The 19,641-nt window shown below is 38.0% G+C and carries 25 protein-coding genes; 10 read left to right on the top strand and 15 right to left on the bottom strand.

The features are described 5' to 3' along the window. Positions 1-48: 48 nt before the first annotated feature. Positions 49-261: a hypothetical protein gene (locus LPB89_RS17325; protein WP_230702945.1), complete on the bottom strand. Its 213-nt coding sequence runs from the start codon at positions 259-261 to the stop codon at positions 49-51. A gap of 471 nt (positions 262-732) precedes the next feature. On the opposite strand from LPB89_RS17325, the gene budA reads away from it, so the two are divergent. Continuing rightward, a complete protein-coding gene (budA, locus tag LPB89_RS17330; RefSeq protein WP_230702946.1) occupies positions 733-1,509 on the top strand; it encodes an acetolactate decarboxylase in 777 nt (258 codons plus the stop codon). Between the two features lie 43 nt (positions 1,510-1,552). Further along, on the top strand, positions 1,553-1,990 hold the full coding sequence (locus LPB89_RS17335) for a cupin domain-containing protein (protein WP_230702947.1): 438 nt from the start codon (positions 1,553-1,555) through the stop codon (positions 1,988-1,990). Between the two features lie 340 nt (positions 1,991-2,330). On the opposite strand, the gene LPB89_RS17340 is transcribed toward LPB89_RS17335, so the two are convergent. Then, positions 2,331-3,002 carry a TetR/AcrR family transcriptional regulator gene (locus LPB89_RS17340; RefSeq protein WP_230702948.1) on the bottom strand — a complete coding sequence of 224 codons (672 nt, stop codon included), beginning with the start codon at positions 3,000-3,002 and terminating at the stop codon, positions 2,331-2,333. 137 nt (positions 3,003-3,139) lie between these two features. Here LPB89_RS17340 and LPB89_RS17345 point away from each other — a divergent pair, with 137 nt between their 5' ends. Together LPB89_RS17345 and LPB89_RS17350 are read left to right on the top strand one after the other, a co-directional pair. After that, positions 3,140-4,033, top strand: a complete 894-nt coding sequence (locus LPB89_RS17345) for a bestrophin family protein (protein WP_230702949.1) — start codon at positions 3,140-3,142, stop codon at positions 4,031-4,033. A 20-nt stretch (positions 4,034-4,053) separates the two neighbouring features. After that, the gene (locus LPB89_RS17350; protein ID WP_230702950.1) at positions 4,054-4,692 is read left to right on the top strand and encodes a carbonic anhydrase family protein; all 639 of its coding nucleotides are present in this window, start codon (positions 4,054-4,056) and stop codon (positions 4,690-4,692) included. Between the two features lie 104 nt (positions 4,693-4,796). Here LPB89_RS17350 and LPB89_RS17355 read toward each other — a convergent pair whose 3' ends face one another. The 6 genes from LPB89_RS17355 to LPB89_RS17380 all read right to left on the bottom strand — a co-directional run bounded on the left by LPB89_RS17355 (position 4,797) and on the right by LPB89_RS17380 (position 9,100). Continuing rightward, positions 4,797-6,206 carry an MFS transporter gene (locus LPB89_RS17355; protein WP_230702951.1) on the bottom strand — a complete coding sequence of 470 codons (1,410 nt, stop codon included), beginning with the start codon at positions 6,204-6,206 and terminating at the stop codon, positions 4,797-4,799. A gap of 65 nt (positions 6,207-6,271) precedes the next feature. Next, positions 6,272-6,877, bottom strand: coding sequence for a DNA-3-methyladenine glycosylase (locus LPB89_RS17360; protein ID WP_230702952.1), 606 nt, complete (start codon positions 6,875-6,877; stop codon positions 6,272-6,274). Between the two features lie 64 nt (positions 6,878-6,941). After that, positions 6,942-7,085: a hypothetical protein gene (locus LPB89_RS17365; protein WP_230702953.1), complete on the bottom strand. Its 144-nt coding sequence runs from the start codon at positions 7,083-7,085 to the stop codon at positions 6,942-6,944. Positions 7,086-7,244: 159 nt separating this feature from the next. Then, positions 7,245-8,054, bottom strand: a complete 810-nt coding sequence (locus tag LPB89_RS17370) for a mechanosensitive ion channel family protein (RefSeq protein WP_230702954.1) — start codon at positions 8,052-8,054, stop codon at positions 7,245-7,247. Positions 8,055-8,362: 308 nt separating this feature from the next. Beyond that, positions 8,363-8,563: a hypothetical protein gene (locus tag LPB89_RS17375; RefSeq protein ID WP_230702955.1), complete on the bottom strand. Its 201-nt coding sequence runs from the start codon at positions 8,561-8,563 to the stop codon at positions 8,363-8,365. A 195-nt stretch (positions 8,564-8,758) separates the two neighbouring features. Beyond that, a complete protein-coding gene (locus LPB89_RS17380) occupies positions 8,759-9,100 on the bottom strand; it encodes a helix-turn-helix domain-containing protein (RefSeq protein ID WP_230702956.1) in 342 nt (113 codons plus the stop codon). A 119-nt stretch (positions 9,101-9,219) separates the two neighbouring features. On the opposite strand from LPB89_RS17380, the gene LPB89_RS17385 reads away from it, so the two are divergent. From LPB89_RS17385 to LPB89_RS17410, 6 genes are all read left to right on the top strand, one after another. Further along, a complete protein-coding gene (locus LPB89_RS17385; protein WP_230702957.1) occupies positions 9,220-9,759 on the top strand; it encodes a YceI family protein in 540 nt (179 codons plus the stop codon). 361 nt (positions 9,760-10,120) lie between these two features. Next, positions 10,121-11,170 (top strand): alpha/beta fold hydrolase, encoded by a 1,050-nt coding sequence (locus LPB89_RS17390; protein ID WP_230702958.1) that lies wholly within the window; start codon positions 10,121-10,123, stop codon positions 11,168-11,170. Positions 11,171-11,214: 44 nt separating this feature from the next. Next, positions 11,215-12,069, top strand: a complete 855-nt coding sequence (locus LPB89_RS17395; protein WP_230702959.1) for a hypothetical protein — start codon at positions 11,215-11,217, stop codon at positions 12,067-12,069. A gap of 240 nt (positions 12,070-12,309) precedes the next feature. Then, the gene (locus LPB89_RS17400) at positions 12,310-12,912 is read left to right on the top strand and encodes a hypothetical protein (protein ID WP_230702960.1); all 603 of its coding nucleotides are present in this window, start codon (positions 12,310-12,312) and stop codon (positions 12,910-12,912) included. Between the two features lie 44 nt (positions 12,913-12,956). Further along, on the top strand, positions 12,957-13,466 hold the full coding sequence (locus LPB89_RS17405; protein WP_230702961.1) for a hypothetical protein: 510 nt from the start codon (positions 12,957-12,959) through the stop codon (positions 13,464-13,466). A gap of 58 nt (positions 13,467-13,524) precedes the next feature. Then, positions 13,525-14,289, top strand: a complete 765-nt coding sequence (locus tag LPB89_RS17410) for a hypothetical protein (protein ID WP_230702962.1) — start codon at positions 13,525-13,527, stop codon at positions 14,287-14,289. A gap of 22 nt (positions 14,290-14,311) precedes the next feature. Here LPB89_RS17410 and LPB89_RS17415 read toward each other — a convergent pair whose 3' ends face one another. The 7 genes from LPB89_RS17415 to LPB89_RS17445 all read right to left on the bottom strand — a co-directional run bounded on the left by LPB89_RS17415 (position 14,312) and on the right by LPB89_RS17445 (position 19,631). Further along, positions 14,312-15,229 (bottom strand): AraC family transcriptional regulator, encoded by a 918-nt coding sequence (locus LPB89_RS17415; RefSeq protein ID WP_230702963.1) that lies wholly within the window; start codon positions 15,227-15,229, stop codon positions 14,312-14,314. A 76-nt stretch (positions 15,230-15,305) separates the two neighbouring features. Then, positions 15,306-16,280, bottom strand: a complete 975-nt coding sequence (locus LPB89_RS17420; protein ID WP_230702964.1) for an aldo/keto reductase — start codon at positions 16,278-16,280, stop codon at positions 15,306-15,308. Between the two features lie 542 nt (positions 16,281-16,822). Next, positions 16,823-17,023, bottom strand: a complete 201-nt coding sequence (locus LPB89_RS17425) for a hypothetical protein (RefSeq protein WP_127336480.1) — start codon at positions 17,021-17,023, stop codon at positions 16,823-16,825. 140 nt (positions 17,024-17,163) lie between these two features. Next, positions 17,164-17,667, bottom strand: a complete 504-nt coding sequence (locus tag LPB89_RS17430) for a 4'-phosphopantetheinyl transferase superfamily protein (protein WP_230702965.1) — start codon at positions 17,665-17,667, stop codon at positions 17,164-17,166. Then, on the bottom strand, positions 17,664-17,918 hold the full coding sequence (locus tag LPB89_RS17435; RefSeq protein ID WP_230702966.1) for an acyl carrier protein: 255 nt from the start codon (positions 17,916-17,918) through the stop codon (positions 17,664-17,666). Before LPB89_RS17435 ends, LPB89_RS17430 begins: the two co-directional genes overlap by 4 nt. Before the next feature lie 4 nt (positions 17,919-17,922). Continuing rightward, a complete protein-coding gene (locus tag LPB89_RS17440; protein ID WP_230702967.1) occupies positions 17,923-19,197 on the bottom strand; it encodes a beta-ketoacyl synthase in 1,275 nt (424 codons plus the stop codon). Then, positions 19,194-19,631, bottom strand: a complete 438-nt coding sequence (locus LPB89_RS17445) for a 3-hydroxyacyl-ACP dehydratase FabZ family protein (RefSeq protein WP_127336476.1) — start codon at positions 19,629-19,631, stop codon at positions 19,194-19,196. Before LPB89_RS17445 ends, LPB89_RS17440 begins: the two co-directional genes overlap by 4 nt. Positions 19,632-19,641 lie beyond the last annotated feature (10 nt).

A 19,641-nucleotide genomic window follows, 5' to 3' on the forward strand; every position in this document is an offset into this window, starting at 1 on the left:
TTAAATTTTGAATTCTTTAAAAATGTAATATGAGGGTAGCTATTTTTTCTAGTACAAATAACTTCCCTGATCTTTTCCTTCAAGCGCAGTAAAGAATTCGCTGTCCATATAGTTGGATGCTTCCCCCCAGCATGAAAGCTGATCCTTTTTAGACTGATACACCTGTTCAATATGATTGCGTTCGTAAGCTTCCATATACATTGGGGAATCTTTCGATATTTTTACCTGTTGCTCGTTGTTTGCGTAATTAGCTGTTTTCATGTTGCAATGTCTTAAGATTTATATTTTTTAGAAATAATCTGATTTTGTTTCTTAGTTTATTTAATGAGAAGTTTTTAAGGACTACTGTTTTCTTTGGTCTTCAATTTTTATAATAAAAGATTTATTAAAAAACGTATAGTACTAAAACTCAAATCAAATTTAGAAAGACAACATTTTAAATTTTTACACAATTTCAGCGAATAGTTGTTTAATTTTCAGTCTGTTGCAAGCAATAGAGCGCTGAAACTAATTGTTGGATTGTCGGTACAATCATTCCTTGTTTCCACATATTACTTCAATGTGGCAGGATATTCCCTTATTCGACACACAGTTTAATACCCATACAGAATTTCCCGGTTTTCTTATACCTTGGATTTCCATTTTAATTGAAGACGGGGAATGTTTATTAAAAAAGGAAAAAAACTGTATTGAACATTTGCATTAAAAATAAGCAATCATAAAAAAGATAAAATGAGAACAACACACACAGTACTAACCTTGCTTGTTACTATTGCAGGTTTTTTATCCGGACACGGACAGGTTCAGAAAGAGGGATTAATTTTCCATTATTCAGTAATGGATGCTTTGCGAAATGGTGTTTATAAAGGAGATATTACGGTAAAAACACTTAAAAGCAAAGGAGATTTTGGTATAGGTACTTATAACTTCCTTGATGGTGAAATGATCGTTTTGGACGGGATATTTTATCGGATACCCTCTACTGGAAAGGTGACAAAAGCAGAAACGGAAAGAGAAGTTCCATTTACCTGTTTAGCGGTATTTAGTTCAGACCAGGAATATGAAATTAGCGGTATTAAGACTATTGAGGCACTTCAAAACGAAGTACAAAAGAGACTTCCTTCTTCCAATAAACCGTATGCCCTGCGTATTGAATGCTCTTTTGATTCCATCCTAGTAGGTGGCGCAGAAAAAGTGCAGGAAAAAGATACCACAGGTTTGGCAGAATTGATGAAAACAAGGCCTTTGTACAAAAAAGAGCATATTTCAGGAACGATGGTGGGATTCTATACGCCGCCTTCTTTTTCGGCGATTGATTTATCCCCTTTTCATTTTCATTTTATTTCCGCTGATAAAACATTTGGAGGACATTTGATTTCGGGAGTTTTATCTGCTGCAAAAATAAAAATCAGTATTGACGAAAAATCAGGCTACGAGATTATGCTGCCAAAAAACAGTACAACTTTCGATAAACCCTGGCCGCAACAGCATGCGAGGAGTTCGTACTAAAGAACCATAATATACATCAGGTTAAGTAAATTGAACACATAAAATGAAAAATTTAAAATTATCTATAGCGACAGTCGCTGTAACTGCCCTGCTGACCAGTAGCGCAATAGCACAAAATAGTAAAGAAATACAGCATATAAAATTTGAAAATCTCGGATGGGAGCAGTTGGGAGATAAACTGCAACGCAAATATGTATACGGAGAACAGGGAATGCTGGCGCTGTTTAAGATGGATAAAGGAGCTAAAGTCCCTTTGCACCAGCATCCGAATGAGCAGACTTCCTATATTACAAAAGGCAGTGTAAAAGTACACATGCAGGGCAAAGATTATATTGTGAAAGCCGGAGAAGTACTTATAATACCGGGTAATATACCACACCAGTTTGAATGCCTTGAAGACGGAACACTGGATATTGATTTTTTTGCCCCGCCCCGTAAAGACTGGATCGAGGGTACGGCCAGTTATTTTGGAAAGAAATAAATCATGGACGAAATCGTATGCTAAGAACTTTTAGGATAAATAGGTACGGTTTAGTATTGTTATTAGTAATTATTACCCGTTGGGTGTAATTCAAAACTGGTGTCAGGCTGAGCGGAGTCGAAGCCCTTTTCATGCAAAAAAGCCTTCGACTCCGCTCAGGGTGACATTCATTTCTATAAGAATAAAAATATTTTATTCAAATTTATAATGTTTATGATCAAATCAGCGTTTCAGTACATTACACCCAACGCGTTAATTACTATTTATTTCTATGAATATCAGCCTTGAAGGCAATCAGAAAGAAGCTGTATTTGAAATTATATCAACATCACTCCAATAACTAATCCAGAATTTTAAACAAAAAATCTTCAATAAACTGATTGGTAAACTCTGAGTTGTTCTTTGAGGAGACATCGGTTAGTTTGGGCAAATTGACACTAAAGTACTGTTGATGATGGGAAGTCTCAATCAGCGTCGTACTTAAGGAACGGGGATATTTATATTTTGAATTGTAGGCAGTTATGACTTCTGCTATTTTTCCACACAAATCCTTATATGGCTTAAAAACCTCATTTTTATTGATTTCTGTAACTTCCTTCACTAAATACACCTTACTGCTTTCTGCAATAACAATCTGATTCAGTAATTTTTTATTATAATCAAACTGACTGGTGCTTTCTGCAAATTCGTGCGTCAGTAAATGCACAATTATTTTTAATCTTTCTTTTTTGTCTACTACGTTTTCAAGTTTAAACGTCACTAAAAATTCCATATAACACCAATACCAATTGAGAATATAGAGCAAAAGCCTGTGCTTATTTTCAAAATAACGGTAAATGGTTGCTTCCGTGCTGTTTATTTCCAGGGCCAGTTTCTTAAAAGTAAATTGTTCAAAGCCTAAGGCATAAATAAGGTCGATGGATTTTTTGACCATTAATTTACCTACTTCGCTGCTTTCAGGATTTCGCAGGAATATCTTTTCGTTTATATCAAATTTTAATTGAAATTCCATAGGGATAACTGTTTCAGCAAATGTAATAAAGATTTATTGTTTGATAGTAATACTATTATTAAAATTTATTTATAATAGTATTACTATCATTAAAAATAGTTTTATTACTTTTATGCTCAAATTAAAATTAAGAGCAGATGTTAATCAATACTAAAATTCCGATTTCCTATCTTTTCAATAAAGTGAAGTATGAAGTTATCTTCGTATTAATTATTGCGGTGTTAGTGCATTATATCACCACGCAGTTTGAAAATCTCATTCCCGAAATGCCAATCACCATACCGGCCTTTATCGGAACGGCCATTTCTGTGTTGCTTTCTTTCAAACTCAATCAGTCCTATGATCGTTGGTGGGAAGCCCGTAAAATCTGGGGCAGTATCGTAAATGACAGCCGTAGTTTTGTACTGCAATTGCAATCCTTTGTAGCAGCAGAAAATCAGAATGAAATCAGGGAAATTGCTTTCAGGCATATTGCCTGGTGTTATAGCCTGGGGCAAAGTTTACGTGACCTTAATCCTGTTGAGAATCTGGAGTACTTTATTTCTAAAGAAGACATAGGAGAAATAGAAAAACAAAGCAACAAGCCATTAGCCCTTTTACAGCTGAATACACTTCAGATATTGGCCTTAAAAGAAAAAAGGGCCATGAGTATTTTTTCACAAATTCAATTAAACAATACGTTGGTTAATTTTTCAAATGCTATGGGAATGGCAGAGCGTATTAAAGGCACCATTTTCCCCATTACCTATCGTATTTTTTTACATATCTTCATTTACATTTTTATCGTTACGCTTTCGATTGCCCTGCGAGATATAGAAAGTTATTTTGAAATTCCACTGCTGCTAACGATTTCAACAATGTTTTTTCTTCTGGAAAAATCGGCAACACATATGCAGGATCCTTTTAGAAACCGTCCGACAGATACTCCGGTAACCGCAATTGCAAGAACTATTGAAATAAATATCAAACAGTTATTAAAAGAAACAGAAGTTCCAAAACCACTTCAGCCGGAAAATTTTTATTTATCATAAACTTTTAAAACCAATACAAAATGAAAACATTAACAAAAGAAATGCAGGCTGCTATTACACCAGCAAAAGCTTTGGAACTATTAAAAGAAGGAAACCAAAGGTTTGTAAGCAACCTGAAAATAAATCGTAATCTGCTGCAGCAGGCCAATGAAACGTCAGACGGGCAGCATCCTTTTGCTGTAATCCTGAGTTGTATCGACAGCAGGACTTCTGCAGAATTGATATTTGATCAGGGACTTGGAGATGTTTTTAGTGTGCGTATTGCCGGAAATATTATCAATGAGGACATTTTAGGCAGTATGGAATTTGGCTGTAAAGTAGCTGGTTCCAAAATTATCGTAGTATTAGGGCACACCAAATGCGGAGCTGTAAAAGGGGCCTGCGATCATGTTGAAATGGGGAACTTAACAGCACTGCTGACAAAAATACGCCCGGCGGTAGACGATGAGACTGAAACCAAAGAAAACCGTAATTCAGGCAATCCTGTTTTTGTGGAGAATGTATCCAAAATTAATGTGAAGCGTACCGTAAAATCAATATTGGAACGCAGTCCAATCCTAAAAGAAATGATTGAGAAAGGAGAAATTGGAATTGTGGGAGGTACGCATGATATTACAACCGGCGAGGTAACATTTTATGATGAAAATTTTGGATTGTAATTCCGATAATTAGTAAAAAAGCTAAACTGAAGAGTTTAGTTTTTTTTTACAGTACTTATTAGGTATAGGAACTACACTTTTTTAGTGCGTTCTGTTTATCATTTTTAGACAGAAGACTTCAGATTATCACCATCTTTAAAGTGCAGTCTTCTGAAAACAAAACCGGATAAGATGGTTAAAAAGCCAACTACCAGAAAGGTATAGCGAAAAGCATTGTGAATTTCATTGTGAATGAGTTTTACATCGCCCTGAAAAATTTTAAGAACCAATAACCCGAAAGCAATACCAAAACCGATAGCCAACTGCTGATTTACCGAAACCAGTGAGTTCCCGCTGCTGGTGTGATATACGCGCAAGTCGGCAATAGAAATGGAATTCATGGAAGTAAACTGTATCGAGTTAAAGAAACCCAATACGGCGATAATCGGAACATACCAGTAAATTGATGTATGTATAGACGGAAGGGCCAGGGCGCAAATCAGGGCACCAATAATAAATGTATTGACCATTAAGGTTTTCCGGTATCCAAAAGTATTCAGAATTTTAATGACAGCCGATTTCCCAAACATAGCCGTTAGGGCCATCGGAGCTACAATCCATCCCGAGGTAACTGCCGACTCTCTGTACGCAATCTGAATCATCATGGGCAGTAGTAAGGGAATTGAACTAAAACCCAGACGGGTGGCCAGATTTCCAATAATGCCTACCCGAAAGGTTCTTACCTGAAATAAATTCAAAGGAAAAAGAGGATTATTGTCCGTCACGGCATGACGATAATACCAGTACAGCATCATAAAGCCAGCCATAAATAAGGCCAGCACCGGGGAAACCTGAACCGTGTTGCCAAATAATTCAAGCGCAACAGACAAAAGGAGTGAGGCTGCAGCAAAAATGAGAAAACCTTTTAAATCGAAATCAATTAACGGAGATTTGTAATCCGGCATATATTTCAGGCTTAGGATGACGCCAATAATTCCAAAAGGGATATTAATAAGAAAGATCCAGTGCCAGGATAAATAATCGACCATATAACCACCAACCAAAGGACCTAATACCGGACCGATCAATGCCGGAATAATGGCAAAATTCATCGCTTGCAGCAATTCTTTTTTCGGAAATGTCCTGATGAGCGCCAGTTTTCCAACAGGAGTCATCAAACTTCCGCCGATTCCCTGCAACACACGGGCAAAAACCAGATGAGTCAGATTTTGCGAAAGTGCGCAAAACAATGACCCAAGGCTAAATAAAAATAAAGCAAAAATAAATATTTTTCGGGTCCCGAATTTATCCGATAAAAAGCCACTGACAGGCATAAAAAGTGCCAGCGTCAAAACATAACTGATAATGGCATTCTGCATTTCCAGTGGAGATTCGTTCAGATCTCTGGCAATTGAAGTGATCGATGTATTCAGAATGGTGGAGTCCAGCATCTGCATAAAAATAGCGGTAGCCAGAATTACCGGTAATATTTTTTTGGTAGTTTCCTTGTCCTGTTCCGCAGCAGTTGCATTCATATTTATAAGGCTTTACACATTTTTTATTTTGAATAGTATGTTGATAACGTAGTGCGTTTCTAAGATCAGAAAGTATTGGGTTTACTTACATATTTATTGCTTTTAATAAAAAAACGCCAGGGCAAAAAGGCATCTTCTTTCGCATAGGCAACACCAACACGCGGTACAGCAGCAATCTGATCGGTGGTGTATTGTATCTGATGATCTTCAATCCAGATTTCCTCGCCTGTTAAATCTTTTTCATTAAAAGAACGATTGATTCCCAAAGCTTTGGCAGCACTGCCGGGCCCGGAAGTGATAGCAGCATTCGTAACAGGCATACTGCGTCTGCGTTCCATTATTTCTTTACCGATCAGCGGTTCTACGGCTCGAATCAGTACCGCATGCGGTTCGCCTTCAACAGAACTGACTACATTAAAAAGATGGTGGATTCCATAACAAAGGTAAACATACGAAAGACCTCCCTGGCCATAAAGTGTTTCTGTCCGGTTGGTACGGCGTCCGCCATAGGCATGAGAGGCTTTGTCCTGTTCACCGAAATAAGCTTCAGTTTCTACAATTATCCCTGCCGTAATTTCTCCTTCAACCTGTGTATACAACACTTTTCCCAAAAGATCCTGCGCCAGGAAAATGACGTCCCGGTTTAAATAGTAGTCAAATTGAAGTTTCAAATTAATTATTTTTAGAAGCAGAGGTTAAAATATTGTTTGTAAAATTAAATAAGATTTTACAATTTTAAGAATTATTCCTCGTCATTATTGATTTTTTTACTTCAACAGTAACTTTATCGTTATGTCGTGAAGCGGTCGACTTTACTTCCGTTTTTTTATCTGAAGTTCTCGCACTTGAAACATTATTTTTATGATTTGAAGTAGTCATAAGTACATTTTTAAAATTACTGTACTACAAATGTAAAGATTAACGAGGCGTTGGTATTATAAAATTGCGTGTTGGTAATTGTATTATTATCAGTTTATTAGGTTTTAAAATATAGGAAAGCAGGTAGGAAGCTATACCATTAACCCGGATAACATTGAACTATTTGATATTGAACCCATTCTCTTTTAAGGCTTCAGCAACTTTAATAACTACTTCCGATCTGTGTTTGCCATCTGTAACGGTCCGGTCGGTCTGGACCCAGTAACGGATAATGATTTGGATGGTACTGCCTGTAATGCCGGATACAACCGCAGAATTAGAATAGCCTTTGTCTACCACGGCAGTATCTGTTTTCATGACGTTGGTAATAATTTCAATTGCCTTTCTGTAATCCGAACCATATTCCAGGCCTATCGTAAAGTCCTGCAGCAGGAATCCCTCGCTGTTGAAATTGACCAGTGTGTTTTTAATTAAAAGGGCATTGGGGATATAAATGTTCTTGCTGTCGCTTTTTATCTGCGTATCACGAAGGTTAAGGGCGACCACTTTGCCTTTCACGCCATTGCTTTCGATAATGTCCCCTACGGAAAAAGGTCTTTTGAAAGCCAGCAGTATTCCGGCCAGGAAATTTTCACCAATATCCTTCAGCGCAAAACCAATTACAAATGCCGATATCCCTGCACCCGCCAGTACACTCTGGGCTACTCCGGTAAGGCCAATTACACGAAACATAAACAAAAAACCTATAACAATAAGCAGGGCTTTTATCAGATTGGCAATAAAAGTAGCCAGCAGCGGATCGTGCATTTTTGTTTTTAACCGGCGGTCTGCAAATACTTTGACACGGGCAGCAATGAACCACGAGATCAGGACCACCAGTATGGCTAATAAAATTTTGGGTGTGATATCGACAAGGCCGTAGTAGTAGCCTTCAACGTGTTTGAAAATGTCGCGCAAAAATTCTTCCATAATTATTGTTTAAAGCTAAATACGTAAGGTTACCTGTTACCCCGAAAATGATATTTTCAAAAAAAACAGGTATCCTTATACTTTAATGTATTCTTATTTTAAAATTAAAAACTCTGCGTATCAAAAATATTACAGGATCATCCGTATGTTTTATATAATCATTACTTCAATAAAGGGGAATACAGCAATGCTGGGAAATAAAAAAACCATTAGTTCTCACTAATGGTTTTTTGCAAGGAGCATTTTAAAATGCCTATATAACGGATTGTTTGTTTTAAATATTTTGTTGCTAAGATTTTTAAAAATCTTTACAGCGAACTGACGTCATCGGAATTCTCTTTTGCAACATTATCATAGCTGCTAAAATCATTTGAGGATTCACTGTCTGTATATTTTGGATCTTCGCCCCAATTTAATAATTGTTCACGTATTGTTCTGTAGGCACAATAAAGACGTTCACCTTGTAGTTCCATGTAGTTTTCCGGGTTTGTTGGGTTTGCAGTGTTCATGATTTCAATTTTTAGAGAATGAGTAATTGATAGTAGCTGTACAGTTTTAAACTTTTTTAAACTTTGGCTAAATTAGAAATACAAGGGGCTCAAATAGTTATATAATTTTCGACAATAGTTATGTAATTATCAGTTCCTTAGTTTTTTATGTGAAAGTTTTAAGGTGCCAAATTCAAAAAAATAATCAGGTACAGACTATTTTTCCAGGATTTCTTTTCTAAACAGCACCCCCCAGTCCAAAATTTCGTCCAGTAATTTTTTCATAGTCATTCCAAGCGGTGTAAGCGAATATTCGACCGTTACCGGCATGCTGTCATGAAGGGTACGGGTAATTATTTTATTGGTTTCTAAGGCCTTTAATTCCTGAGACAGCATCTTTGGTGAGATATCTGAAATATCCCTTTGTATTTCGCCAAAGCGTTTGTTGCCGTGCGTTAAAGAAATAATGATGGGCAAACGCCATTTCCCCTGGATAACTTCCAGCGTATCTCTCGCAATCATTAACCTATATTGGCAAACGTCCTCTTTTTGGCTCATAAGTATTTGATTTAAAGTGTACTCACCTGAAGGTAACTACTTACTCAAGGGTAACTACTATATATTGTATAGCAAACTTAGGTAATTTTGTTATAATAATAACAATTAAAAAATAAAATATGAGCAATACAACAACCTGGGTAATAGACCCATTGCACTCCGAAGTTTTTTTTAAAATCAGGCACTTAGTGATTTCTACAGTAACCGGTTCGTTCAAAAAATTTGAAGGGAACATTATTACCGAAGGATCGGATTTTAACAACGCAAAAGTGTCCATTGTGATTGACGTAAAAAGTATCGATACCAATCAGCCGCAACGCGACGAGCATTTACAAAACGGTGATTTTTTTGATGCTGATGCCTATCCGCAAATCACTTTTCAATCCACATCACTTGTAAACACCGAAGGAAGTGCTTATAAAATGACCGGTGATCTGACTTTGAAAGGGGTCACAAAACCCATTGAACTTAGTGTAGAATACGGTGGCTCTGAAAAGGATGGGCAGGGCAATGTAAAACATGGCTTTGAAGTGACGGGAATCGTGAACCGAAAAGAGTTTGGGATGACCTGGAATAAAATTACCGATTCAGGAGGTTTGGGATTAAGTGAAGATATCAAACTGATTGCCAATATCCAGGTGGGACAGGCAGCGGAATAAATAAACCGCAGCTTTTGCAAGTGTATCGAAATACACGCCCCATAAAAAATGCGTAAATGCAGATAGAACTGCCTCCAAATAGTGTCTCACTTTTTGGGGGCATTTTTTTGTTCTTAAAATATGGTGAAGCTTTTAAAAGTTTATCCATCTTCCCAATCCTTTTTAAGCTTTATTAAAGTTAAGTTGTTGTAATACGTAAAAGAATAACCAATTATTACATTGATGCTGTCAGTTATTTAAAGTAAGCTGTTTTTAAGGGAGTGTAAAATTACTTTTGTTTCTATAAGGTAAAAATTTTCTTACCAGAAAGAGCTGGGTTTTTATTTTATCATTTAGAAAGTATTATTAAATCGCTCATATTATGAAAACAGTTTTAAAAAATCAAATTAATTTCAGGTCAGTTTGTTGTGTAATAACGGCCTGCCTTTTAGTTACCGGAATAACTTCCTGTAGAAAAGATGACCCCAAAGAGCAGCGGAATGTTGTTAAAGTTTCGGACTTCACTCCAAATGCCACATTTGTGGTAAACAACGCGGAGGAAAATATGCCTGTCTGGGTACATGGAAATAAGGAGTCGAAGTCAATCATTTTAGTGATGCACGGCGGACCGGGATCGGATGTTCTCGATTTCAGGATGTATCAGGATGGTCTGGCATTTAAGAAAATAGAAGTCGATTATCAGGTCGCGTATTGGCAGCAGCGTGCATCCGGACAATCGAAAGGTTCTGATAATTCAAAATATTATACAATAGATCAGTATGTAGATGATGCTGATAAGGTAGTTGATCAGCTTAGAAAAAACTATCCGGAAAAAAAGATCGTATTGTTTGCGCACAGTTGGGGAGGCATGCTTTCGGCTTCGTATCTAAAAGACGAGAAACGCAGAAATAAAATTGCCGGCTGGATTGATGCTGCCGGAGCGCATAACGGAACGACCCTGCTTCAAACGACAACGGATGATATTAATGCAGAGGCTGATGCACGTATAGCAGCCGGAAAAGATGCTGAAACCTGGAAAGAGATAAAGGAAGCCGTGAAAGAACAACCGGAAAAGGTTAATAGCCTGGCGTATCTTGTAACATCCGAAATCCCCGAAGTTGTCATAAAAGTAAACAATGCAGATTTTAAATTTACCAGTCGTGCAGATTCAAGTAATCCGCCTTTGTTCAAAGAAATAGTGAAAAGAGACAATAATCCATTTTTGGCAGACATAAAAATGCCCTGTCTGGTGCTTTGGGGGAAATATGATTTTGCTGTCTCCAGAACGTATCAGAAAGAGTTCCTGAAAAATATAGGATCGAAAGACGTGACCAATGTTGATTTTAATGCTTCAGGACATTATATGATGTTTCATGAACCTGATTTGTTTGCCAGGTCCGTGATTGATTTTATGGGTAAATACAAATTATAACGGGACCATTGTAATTCAAATACTAAAAATTAAAACAGGAAGTGATGAGAACTAATATTTTAAAATTAATGATGATCAGTATTTCTCTTTTCCTTGTAAGTTGTAACAAGGATGATGATAAGGATAGAGAAAAAAATTATACCTTATCAGAAGTACAGGCAATAGCAAGAATTACAGGCAATCAAAGCAGCAACATTGTAGTGGTAAATATGCAGGGAGGACTGTCATATGAATTAAACGATACAGCACAAATGATTGATTTTGCAGACGCCAAAAATGCATTGTGGGTAGATGTTCAGCAAATACAAACCTTAAATCCGGACTGGTTTAATAAGGATATATCATTTGCTGAAGCAAAAACAAAGGCCAGTACTAATGCAGAAAATGTAGATAAAGTGGTAAGTTATTATAAAAGTAGAGGAAAGACCGTTTGTCTGGTAGGAGTTTCTTATGGTGCTTTTGTAGCACAGGATTACATTGCCCGATATGGTACTTCAAAAATTAGTAAGGCCTTAATTGTTGCCGGAAGATTAGAAATGGAAAATGAATTTTGGGAAAAATTCAGCGAAGGATATGATGGCGAATATGTGTATGGAGCAGATGGAAAAGTTACCTGTACATTTATAGAAAATAAAACAGCCAAAGACCGAAATTTAGGAAGGCTGGCCGCTGCTTTAGGCTGCAAAAGATTTACGACATTATGGGAGAACGTCAACGGACTGGATAAAATAATGTATTATTACGGTACTAAAGATGAAAAAGTGGGGAATTTCACTGCGGAAGAGATAAAATTTTTAGTATCAAAAAAAGTGCAGTTATTTAGTGTACCGGAAGGAAACCATGATGACACGTCCGTTGCAGGAGTTTCAAAATTAAAGGAATACTTTCAAATACCATAAGCACATTTTGTTGTTTGGACAGAAAATAATTTCGGAGCTGTTCCGTAAACTTTGAAGACCTGCATACAAATTGTGGATACATTTATTTTAAAATTAAAAAGAAGCTGTGGAAACTATTTCACAGCTTTTTTTGTCCTGAAAGTGCTGAATTAAAAATCGTTATATACTTTAAGTTAACCAATTGATGCAGATTACTATTTTATGTATATTTAGGTTTTCATTTATAAAGGAGAAATTATCATGAAAAATGGAACTGATTATTTTAAATTTGGATTAAGGCACTATAACTGCTGGTTCATGCTTTTATTTATTGGCTTATGCGCTTCGTGTACACCAAAGGTTTATCAAAAAAACGATTATACTTTTTATGACCAGACTTTCATACTTGATGCTTCATCGGGATTGCGAACGGACGGGGTTTACGTTTTAGACCATATCCGGACAGAGGAGAACGGAGGTACAGTCAGACAGCCAAAAGAACATCGTTTCTATAAATTTTACAGTACCGGACAATGTAATTTAACCCTGGATCCTTCCGGTGTAATCAAAACCAAAACAGACTACAGCGAAGCCGTCAGTAAGGATTTCACACTAAAAAAGAATACACTTTTTGAAGGATACTATAGGCTGGAAAACAATAGAATTATCATACAAAGCATAGTGGTGCCCCGAAAACAATTTGAATATAAATACGGCTATCTGGAGCAGGACAATCTGATACTCGTTCAGGCAACAACGGAAGGCAAAGGAAAATTTGACGATCGATATTTTACGGGCTTCTATAAGGAATACTATGTTTTTATGCCATTAGATATAAAAAAGGAAAGCGAACCACAATGGTAGTTCGAATAACAGGAGGGGACTAACATAATAAACGGCACTATAATATGGAAATAAAAATAACCCGATCTGCCAGATCTTTTTTCAGCATCAAAACCAAAACGGGTTTACTGCTGTTATTGTTTTTAACTGTAAATTGTACCGGCAGGGAACCGGCCTTTACAATAAAAGGAGATCCTTCGCTTACCAAAGAAATCAAAGTAAATGTTGAAGTCATCAGAGACAAGGGCAAAACGATTTCAACTGTTTATTGCAATGGCGTGAGCTACGAATTTGATAATCAGAATGTATTGCGTTATGTAATTTATGTGTCTTACAAAAACAGTTTTTTCTATAGTGTTGCATTTGATAACCTTCATGGCAAAATAAAAGGCGAACCCTTAAATGAGATTGTAATTACTAAAAAGGAAGGGTACATTAGTGGTTTATACCGGCCTCTCAAAGAAAGTGATACGGTCGGAGGTACTCCTTTACAGCCATCAAGCCTGTTTTTTAGCAATACAGTTCATAGGGATAAGCAAAAAGAAAAATTCACCGGTTTTTATAAAAATAAATAACAGCAACCCCATCTGAATGTGTGGTTTATCGTCTATTAATTACAGTAATACAGGAATAATGAAAAATACTATATTTATCTATATTGCAATACCATTTTTATTTGCTTCGTGCAAAGAAAATGCCTCCGACAAAGTTACCAAAAGAGAAGAATCAGTACTAAACGAAAGTACGATTCCCAATTCTTCTTCAGAAGAAGTTCCGCCAGCTTCCATAGCCGATTGTAAACAGGGCGAGTATTTGGTGTTTGAAGGAGAAACCTTTGCATCCTATACGGAAGACAAAATGAGAGGCAAAGGTATTGTCTCTTTTACTCTGGATATAAACGACAGGCTGACGATCTTAAATGAGGACAATACCACTTTTGGGGAAATGGTACTGAATGAAGACATGACTTATTTTACACTGACGATGCCTAAAAAGGTGGTGGCGCGAAAAGTGGTGCCTAATGCTGATTTTGCCGCTTTTGAGTTTGATTCCGAAAATGTAAATACCGATAAAGAGTATCTTTTTATTTATGTGAACAAAGAAAAGAGAAAAGTAAAAAAGACCGGTCTTAAGTTTACCTTTTCAACCTGGGAAGATTACATTAAAAAACAAACAGTACAACTGAAGGATTGTAATTTGCTTACAGATGCACAAGGCAAACCAAATCCGAAAAGTAAAGGATTGGCTTTTACGGTAACGGCCATTACAGGCGATGAGATCAAAATCAAATCCGTTAAGGACTGTTCCGGGGAAGAGGGTTCTTTTCGGGATATGCAGGGAAAAGTAAAACTGAAATCAGCGGATGTATTACTGGTAGACTTTGCTGTTTGTAATTAAAGAATAATTTTTTCACTCTTTTTTAATTGAAAGATTGTCGGTATTCCAGCGGGGAAAGGTTTGTTTTTAACTTGAATAATTTATTGAAAGAAGATTGATGCTCAAACCCTAATTCATAGGCAATTTCACCAATGGTCAGCCGGGTCGTCGATATTTTTTCTTTTGCTTTTTCAATTAATTTTGCGTGAATGTGCTGCTGTGCATTCTGACCCGTAAGGCTGCGCAGCATGTCGCTTAAGTAACCGGGTGAAATTTTTAAGGTCTCTGCCAGAAGCTGAACTGTCGGGATGCCGGATATCCTGTATTTTTCATGACTAAAATAAGCATCCAGAAATTCTTCCATTTTTTGCAGTAAATCACTGTTTTGGGATTTCCGGGTAATGAACTGTCTTTTATAAAAACGGTTGCTGTAGTTCAGCAGGGTTTCAATTTGTGAAATAATGACATCCTGGCTAAAATCATCAATTCTGTTTTGTAATTCTTCTTCAATGATTTTGAAAACAGAAATAATATTGACCTTCTCCTTATCTGAAAGATGCAGTGCTTCATTAACAGCGTAAGAAAAAAAGCCATATTGCTTTATTTTTTTTGCTAAAGGATACCCGGCCAAAAAATCAGGATGAAAGACTAATGTAAAACCGGAATGGTCTTCATTGTTGCTGTCATTGGCACTTACCTGATTGGGGGCTTTAAAAAATAAACCCCCGTCATCAAAATCATAATAGCCCTGACCGTATTTTAATTTTCCGGTCAGCTTCTTTTTGTAGGATATTTTATAAAAATTATAGATAAAAGAGCCGGGTAATTTCCCTGAATCTATTCCATCACCTTTAATCTCAAGCAAACTGATTAAAGGATGTAATGGCTTTGGCAATCCAAGTACCCTATGCAGCTCAGACAGCGATTCAAATTTATGCGGAATATTTTCGTCCTTTTTCATCTGGTTAATGTAACTATTTTTTTTAACGTATTCAATACTTCATCTTTCAGGTCTGGCAGTAACCAAAAAGGAATGCTTACCGGTTTAAAGCATTCATGAACCGCTCAGGGTAACGAGTGCCCGATACAATTCCTGCAGGCATAATGGCCTCTATCGTTTCCAGATCTTCTTTAGTAAGCTGTACTTTTTCAGAGGCAATGTTTTCTTCTAAATATTTGATGCGTTTGGTCCCGGGGATCGTAATGATATCTTCACCCTGTGCGAGTACCCATGCAATCGCTAACTGGGAGGGGGTGCAGTTTTTTTCAGTGGCCAAAGTGCTGATCTTTTCTACCAGCTGCAGATTTTTATAAAAGTTTTCGCCCTGATAACGGGGCATATGCATACGATTGTCTTTCAGGTCATCGGGAGTTTTAAATTCGCCACTTAAAAACCCACGGCTTAGAGGAGCATACGCAACCAGACCGATGCCAAGTTCACGAATTGCAGGGAGAACTTCTGCTTCAATATCCCGTGTCCAAAGCGAATATTCTATTTGCAGGGCGGTAATAGGATGTACTTCAGCCGCTTTTTTAATAGACGTAACAGATGCCTCAGAGAGGCCAATATAACGGACTATTCCTTTGGTCACAAGTTCAGATAAGGCACCAATAGTTTCTTCAACAGGAACGTTGGGGTCTATTCGTCCCAGCGTATATAAATCAATATAATCCGTTTTCAGGCGCTGCAGACTGTGCATAACAGCGTTTCGAATGTAGTCAGGATGTCCGCTTACCGGTCCGGGACCCGAGGGAGAAACGAACTGACCGGTTTTTACCGATAGAAAAGCGGTTTCCCTTTTCCCTTTTATAGCTTGTGCGATCAGCTGTTCATTATGCCCTGCGAGATAATAATCGGCAGTGTCTAAAAAATTATGTCCCAGTTCAAGGGCTCTTTGTATTGTGGCAACAGACCGCGCATCATCACTTTGGCCGTATGCACCTGACATTCCCATACAGCCCAAACCAACGGCAGAAACCATCGGACCGTTTTTTCCTAATTCCCGTTTCATTTTTTTTTCTTTTAAATTAATAAGGAACAAAGGTCAATAGAAGTCTCTTATAAGATTTAGTCTAATTGAGGGATTATTTGTCCAAAATGAGAAAGCATTAAAAATCGGGTACTGGTGAATGTATTCTATAGAGACCCGCAAGTTGTATGGCAATCGCTTATGACTACGGATTACTTTTTAATGAAACGAATTTCTACACTTCAAATGAGCATTGTACTACCTTTTAATTCCATTTTAATATGCAGTACCCCGAATCAGGTGTATGATCGTTGTCTTTGAGCAGTATTTAGAAGCCTAATTTTTTTTACTCTTCAAAGTTTACCTGAAATAAAAAATCTGCGCCAAGCCCCATTAGCCTTCGCGCAGATTTCAGTTAGCACTCCCATTTAAGCAGGCTATCTATTCATAATTTAGTAGTGTCAAGTAAAATATCAAATATCAATATCAAATATCCAACATGTAATATCCAACATCTAATATCCAACATCCAATTATCCAATTATCCAATTATCTAATTATCAAATTATCCAACACCCAAAACTCTATTTTTTCTCCTCATTATTCAGTTCATCATCGAAATCAGGTGCTTCCCCTTTAAATTTGTGTGTGTCCACATCATAATTTTCATCGTTTGTCAAAACGGTATCATGATCTTTATACTGATGTTTTCTCATGTCATTTCTGTCAGTTCGATTCTCAGTATTGTTCTTAGTATTGTCCGGATTTTGATTATTCGTTTTCATAATAGTTCCTTTTAAAGTTTTACTAAAATTACTTAAATCGCAGGACAACAGGGTTATATAATCGTATCCTAAAGTTATAAGATACCACTGTTCAAAACAATCTGCTTGTGAAATAAGGAACTAACGGATATTTAATCCATTTAAGCTTTGAAACCAACCACCTTTTCAAAACGCCCGTGATTACTAACCGAAACATTTTGTCGGTTAGGAGAGGGGTCAGCAGATAAAAATGGAATTCCATGTTGATCTTTGGCAACATTCTTTTTTTCAATTTCAATTACCGTATCCCACTGCGCCGGATGGTTAACCGCTATGGTATGCAGGTACTCCTTATCAATAAAGGTTTGAGTATAATAAACCGTTCCTAAGCAGCTCACTTTTCCCGAAATGGAATTATTACTTTCGGACACCAGGCTGCAGACCAGCTTTTGAGGAATATACGCCCTGATTTTTGTTTGTCGGTTGTAAATTTTATACGCCGCTTCCTTCATGCTCCAAAGGATCCAGACCCTGATTTCAGGATTTAAAGCCTTTGTTATAAGAGCTTGTTCCTCAACAGTAAAAAGTTTTTCCAAAAAACCTTTGCGCTGCCAGTTGCTTTCCTGACGGGATTGCAGGATATCAATCACATCATTGCCGATCATTTTGCGGCCAGTTTGGTTTCAATAATTTCTACTGCGGTTTTTACATCCAGCATGCGTTCCATATCGGTATTGTCGATAACGACATCAAAAGTCTCTTCAATATCGAGGACAATATCCACCAGATTGGCGGAGTTGATACTAAGATCGTTGATAAAATCGGTCTCTTCCGTAAGGTTGTCAAAAGCTTCCGTATTGGTCGTGTAAGGCTTGATAATCGCTTTTAGCTTCAGTATAAGTTCTTGTTTGTTCATAGTGTTATTTTTGAAATTTTTTAAAGAGGATACAGGCATTCACATCGCCAAAACCAAAACTCGCCTTGGCAATTATAGTAGAAGTCCTTTCCAGTGTCTGCAAAGGGATTTTTGAAGCATCGATAAGTGCTGTAATTTCAGGATGAAGATCATCGCAATTGGTATTTCCAAAGATAAAATCTTCGTGAAGCTGCAAAACTGTGGCCACGCTTTCTATACTTCCTGCTGCGCTAAGGCAGTGACCTGTGAGGCTTTTCAAGGAATTGATGTACGGAAAATCGGCACCGTTTCGTCCTAAAGCTTTCGTCCAGTTCTCAATTTCCAGACTGTCCTTGGTAGTGGCGGTAAGATGGCCGTTGATGGCATCTACATCCGTTCCTGATATTCCGGCATTTTGGAGGGCAGTCGTAATACATCTTTGCACGGCAGTACTGTTGGGTGCCGTCATACTGCCGTTGCCGCGCTGTCCGCCGGAGTTGACATGCCCGCCCAGTATTTCGGCATAGATAGTGGCACCGCGCTCCAGGGCACTGTCCAGCTCTTCGACCACTAAAGCACCGGCACCGCTGCCCGGGACAAATCCCGCCGCCGAAGCACTCATGGGGCGCGAACCGTCTTCGGGAGTATCATTGTATTTGGAACTGCAGACACGCAAAGCATCAAATCCCGCCCAGATGTAAGGGCCGCTGTCTCCGGTACTTCCGGCCAGTATCCGTTTTGCCTGTCCCGATTGTATACGGTCGTACGCCATTAGGATCGCTTCGGTACCGGTAGAGCAGGCAGAAGAATTCGTAGTCACCTGATTTCCCAGTCCGAGTTTGCCGCCCAGATAGGCACTTACGCCACTGTTCATGGTTTGGGCTACAACGGTGCTGCCCAGCCTGCGCGTCTGCAAGTCGTCTATTTTATAAATACTTTCGCGAAATTTATCAATTCCCGAAGTGCCGGATCCAAAAACAGTTCCGTTGTCCCAATCGGGTTCTTCGTTTTTTTCTATGGGCAATCCGGCATTTTGCCAGGCTCCAATACCGGCTATCACACCATATAAAATACCGCTGCTGTTGAAGCCGCGAAGTTCCAGTTCTGTAAAATACTGCGCTTTAAGTTCTTCCGAAATCTGTGGCTGGCCGGCGATCTGGCAGGAAAACTGCAGCTCCTGCAATTGGGCATCATGGCGTATGCCTGAAATTCCGTTTTTCAGGGCATGCGTAAACGCGGCAATGCCAACGCCGTTTGGGGCTGCCACGCCAAGACCTGTTATGACAACACGTTTTTTCATAATTTTGTCGTAATCATGCCGGCAATAATACCTTTGCAGACTTCCTGTCCGGCTTCGTTTTTCATAATCGCTTCACATTTGAGCTTGCCAAATCTGAAAAATATTTTCGTAGAAGTGACCGTTACTTTTTCATTGGGATAGACGGGTTTCAGAAACTGCATATCCGCCGAGGTAAACGCCACTACCGTATCTTTTTTCAATTCATTTCCCAGTAAATAAATACCCAGGCAAACCATCCCGATCTGGGCCATCGTTTCCGTCAGGATCACACCCGGGGTTACGGGATTATCTTTAAAGTGTCCTTTATAGAAATCAAGGTCTTCGTGGTACGTATAGGTTCCTGTAATGCTGTTTTCATCTGCCTGAAGCAGTTCATCGACAAATAAGAAGGGCTTACTGTAAGGCAGTTGCGCGATAATATTTTGTAGTTCCATGTTTGTTTTT

It is taken from the genome of Flavobacterium sp. ENC (assembly GCF_020991415.1).
Taxonomy (GTDB): Bacteria; Bacteroidota; Bacteroidia; order Flavobacteriales; family Flavobacteriaceae; genus Flavobacterium.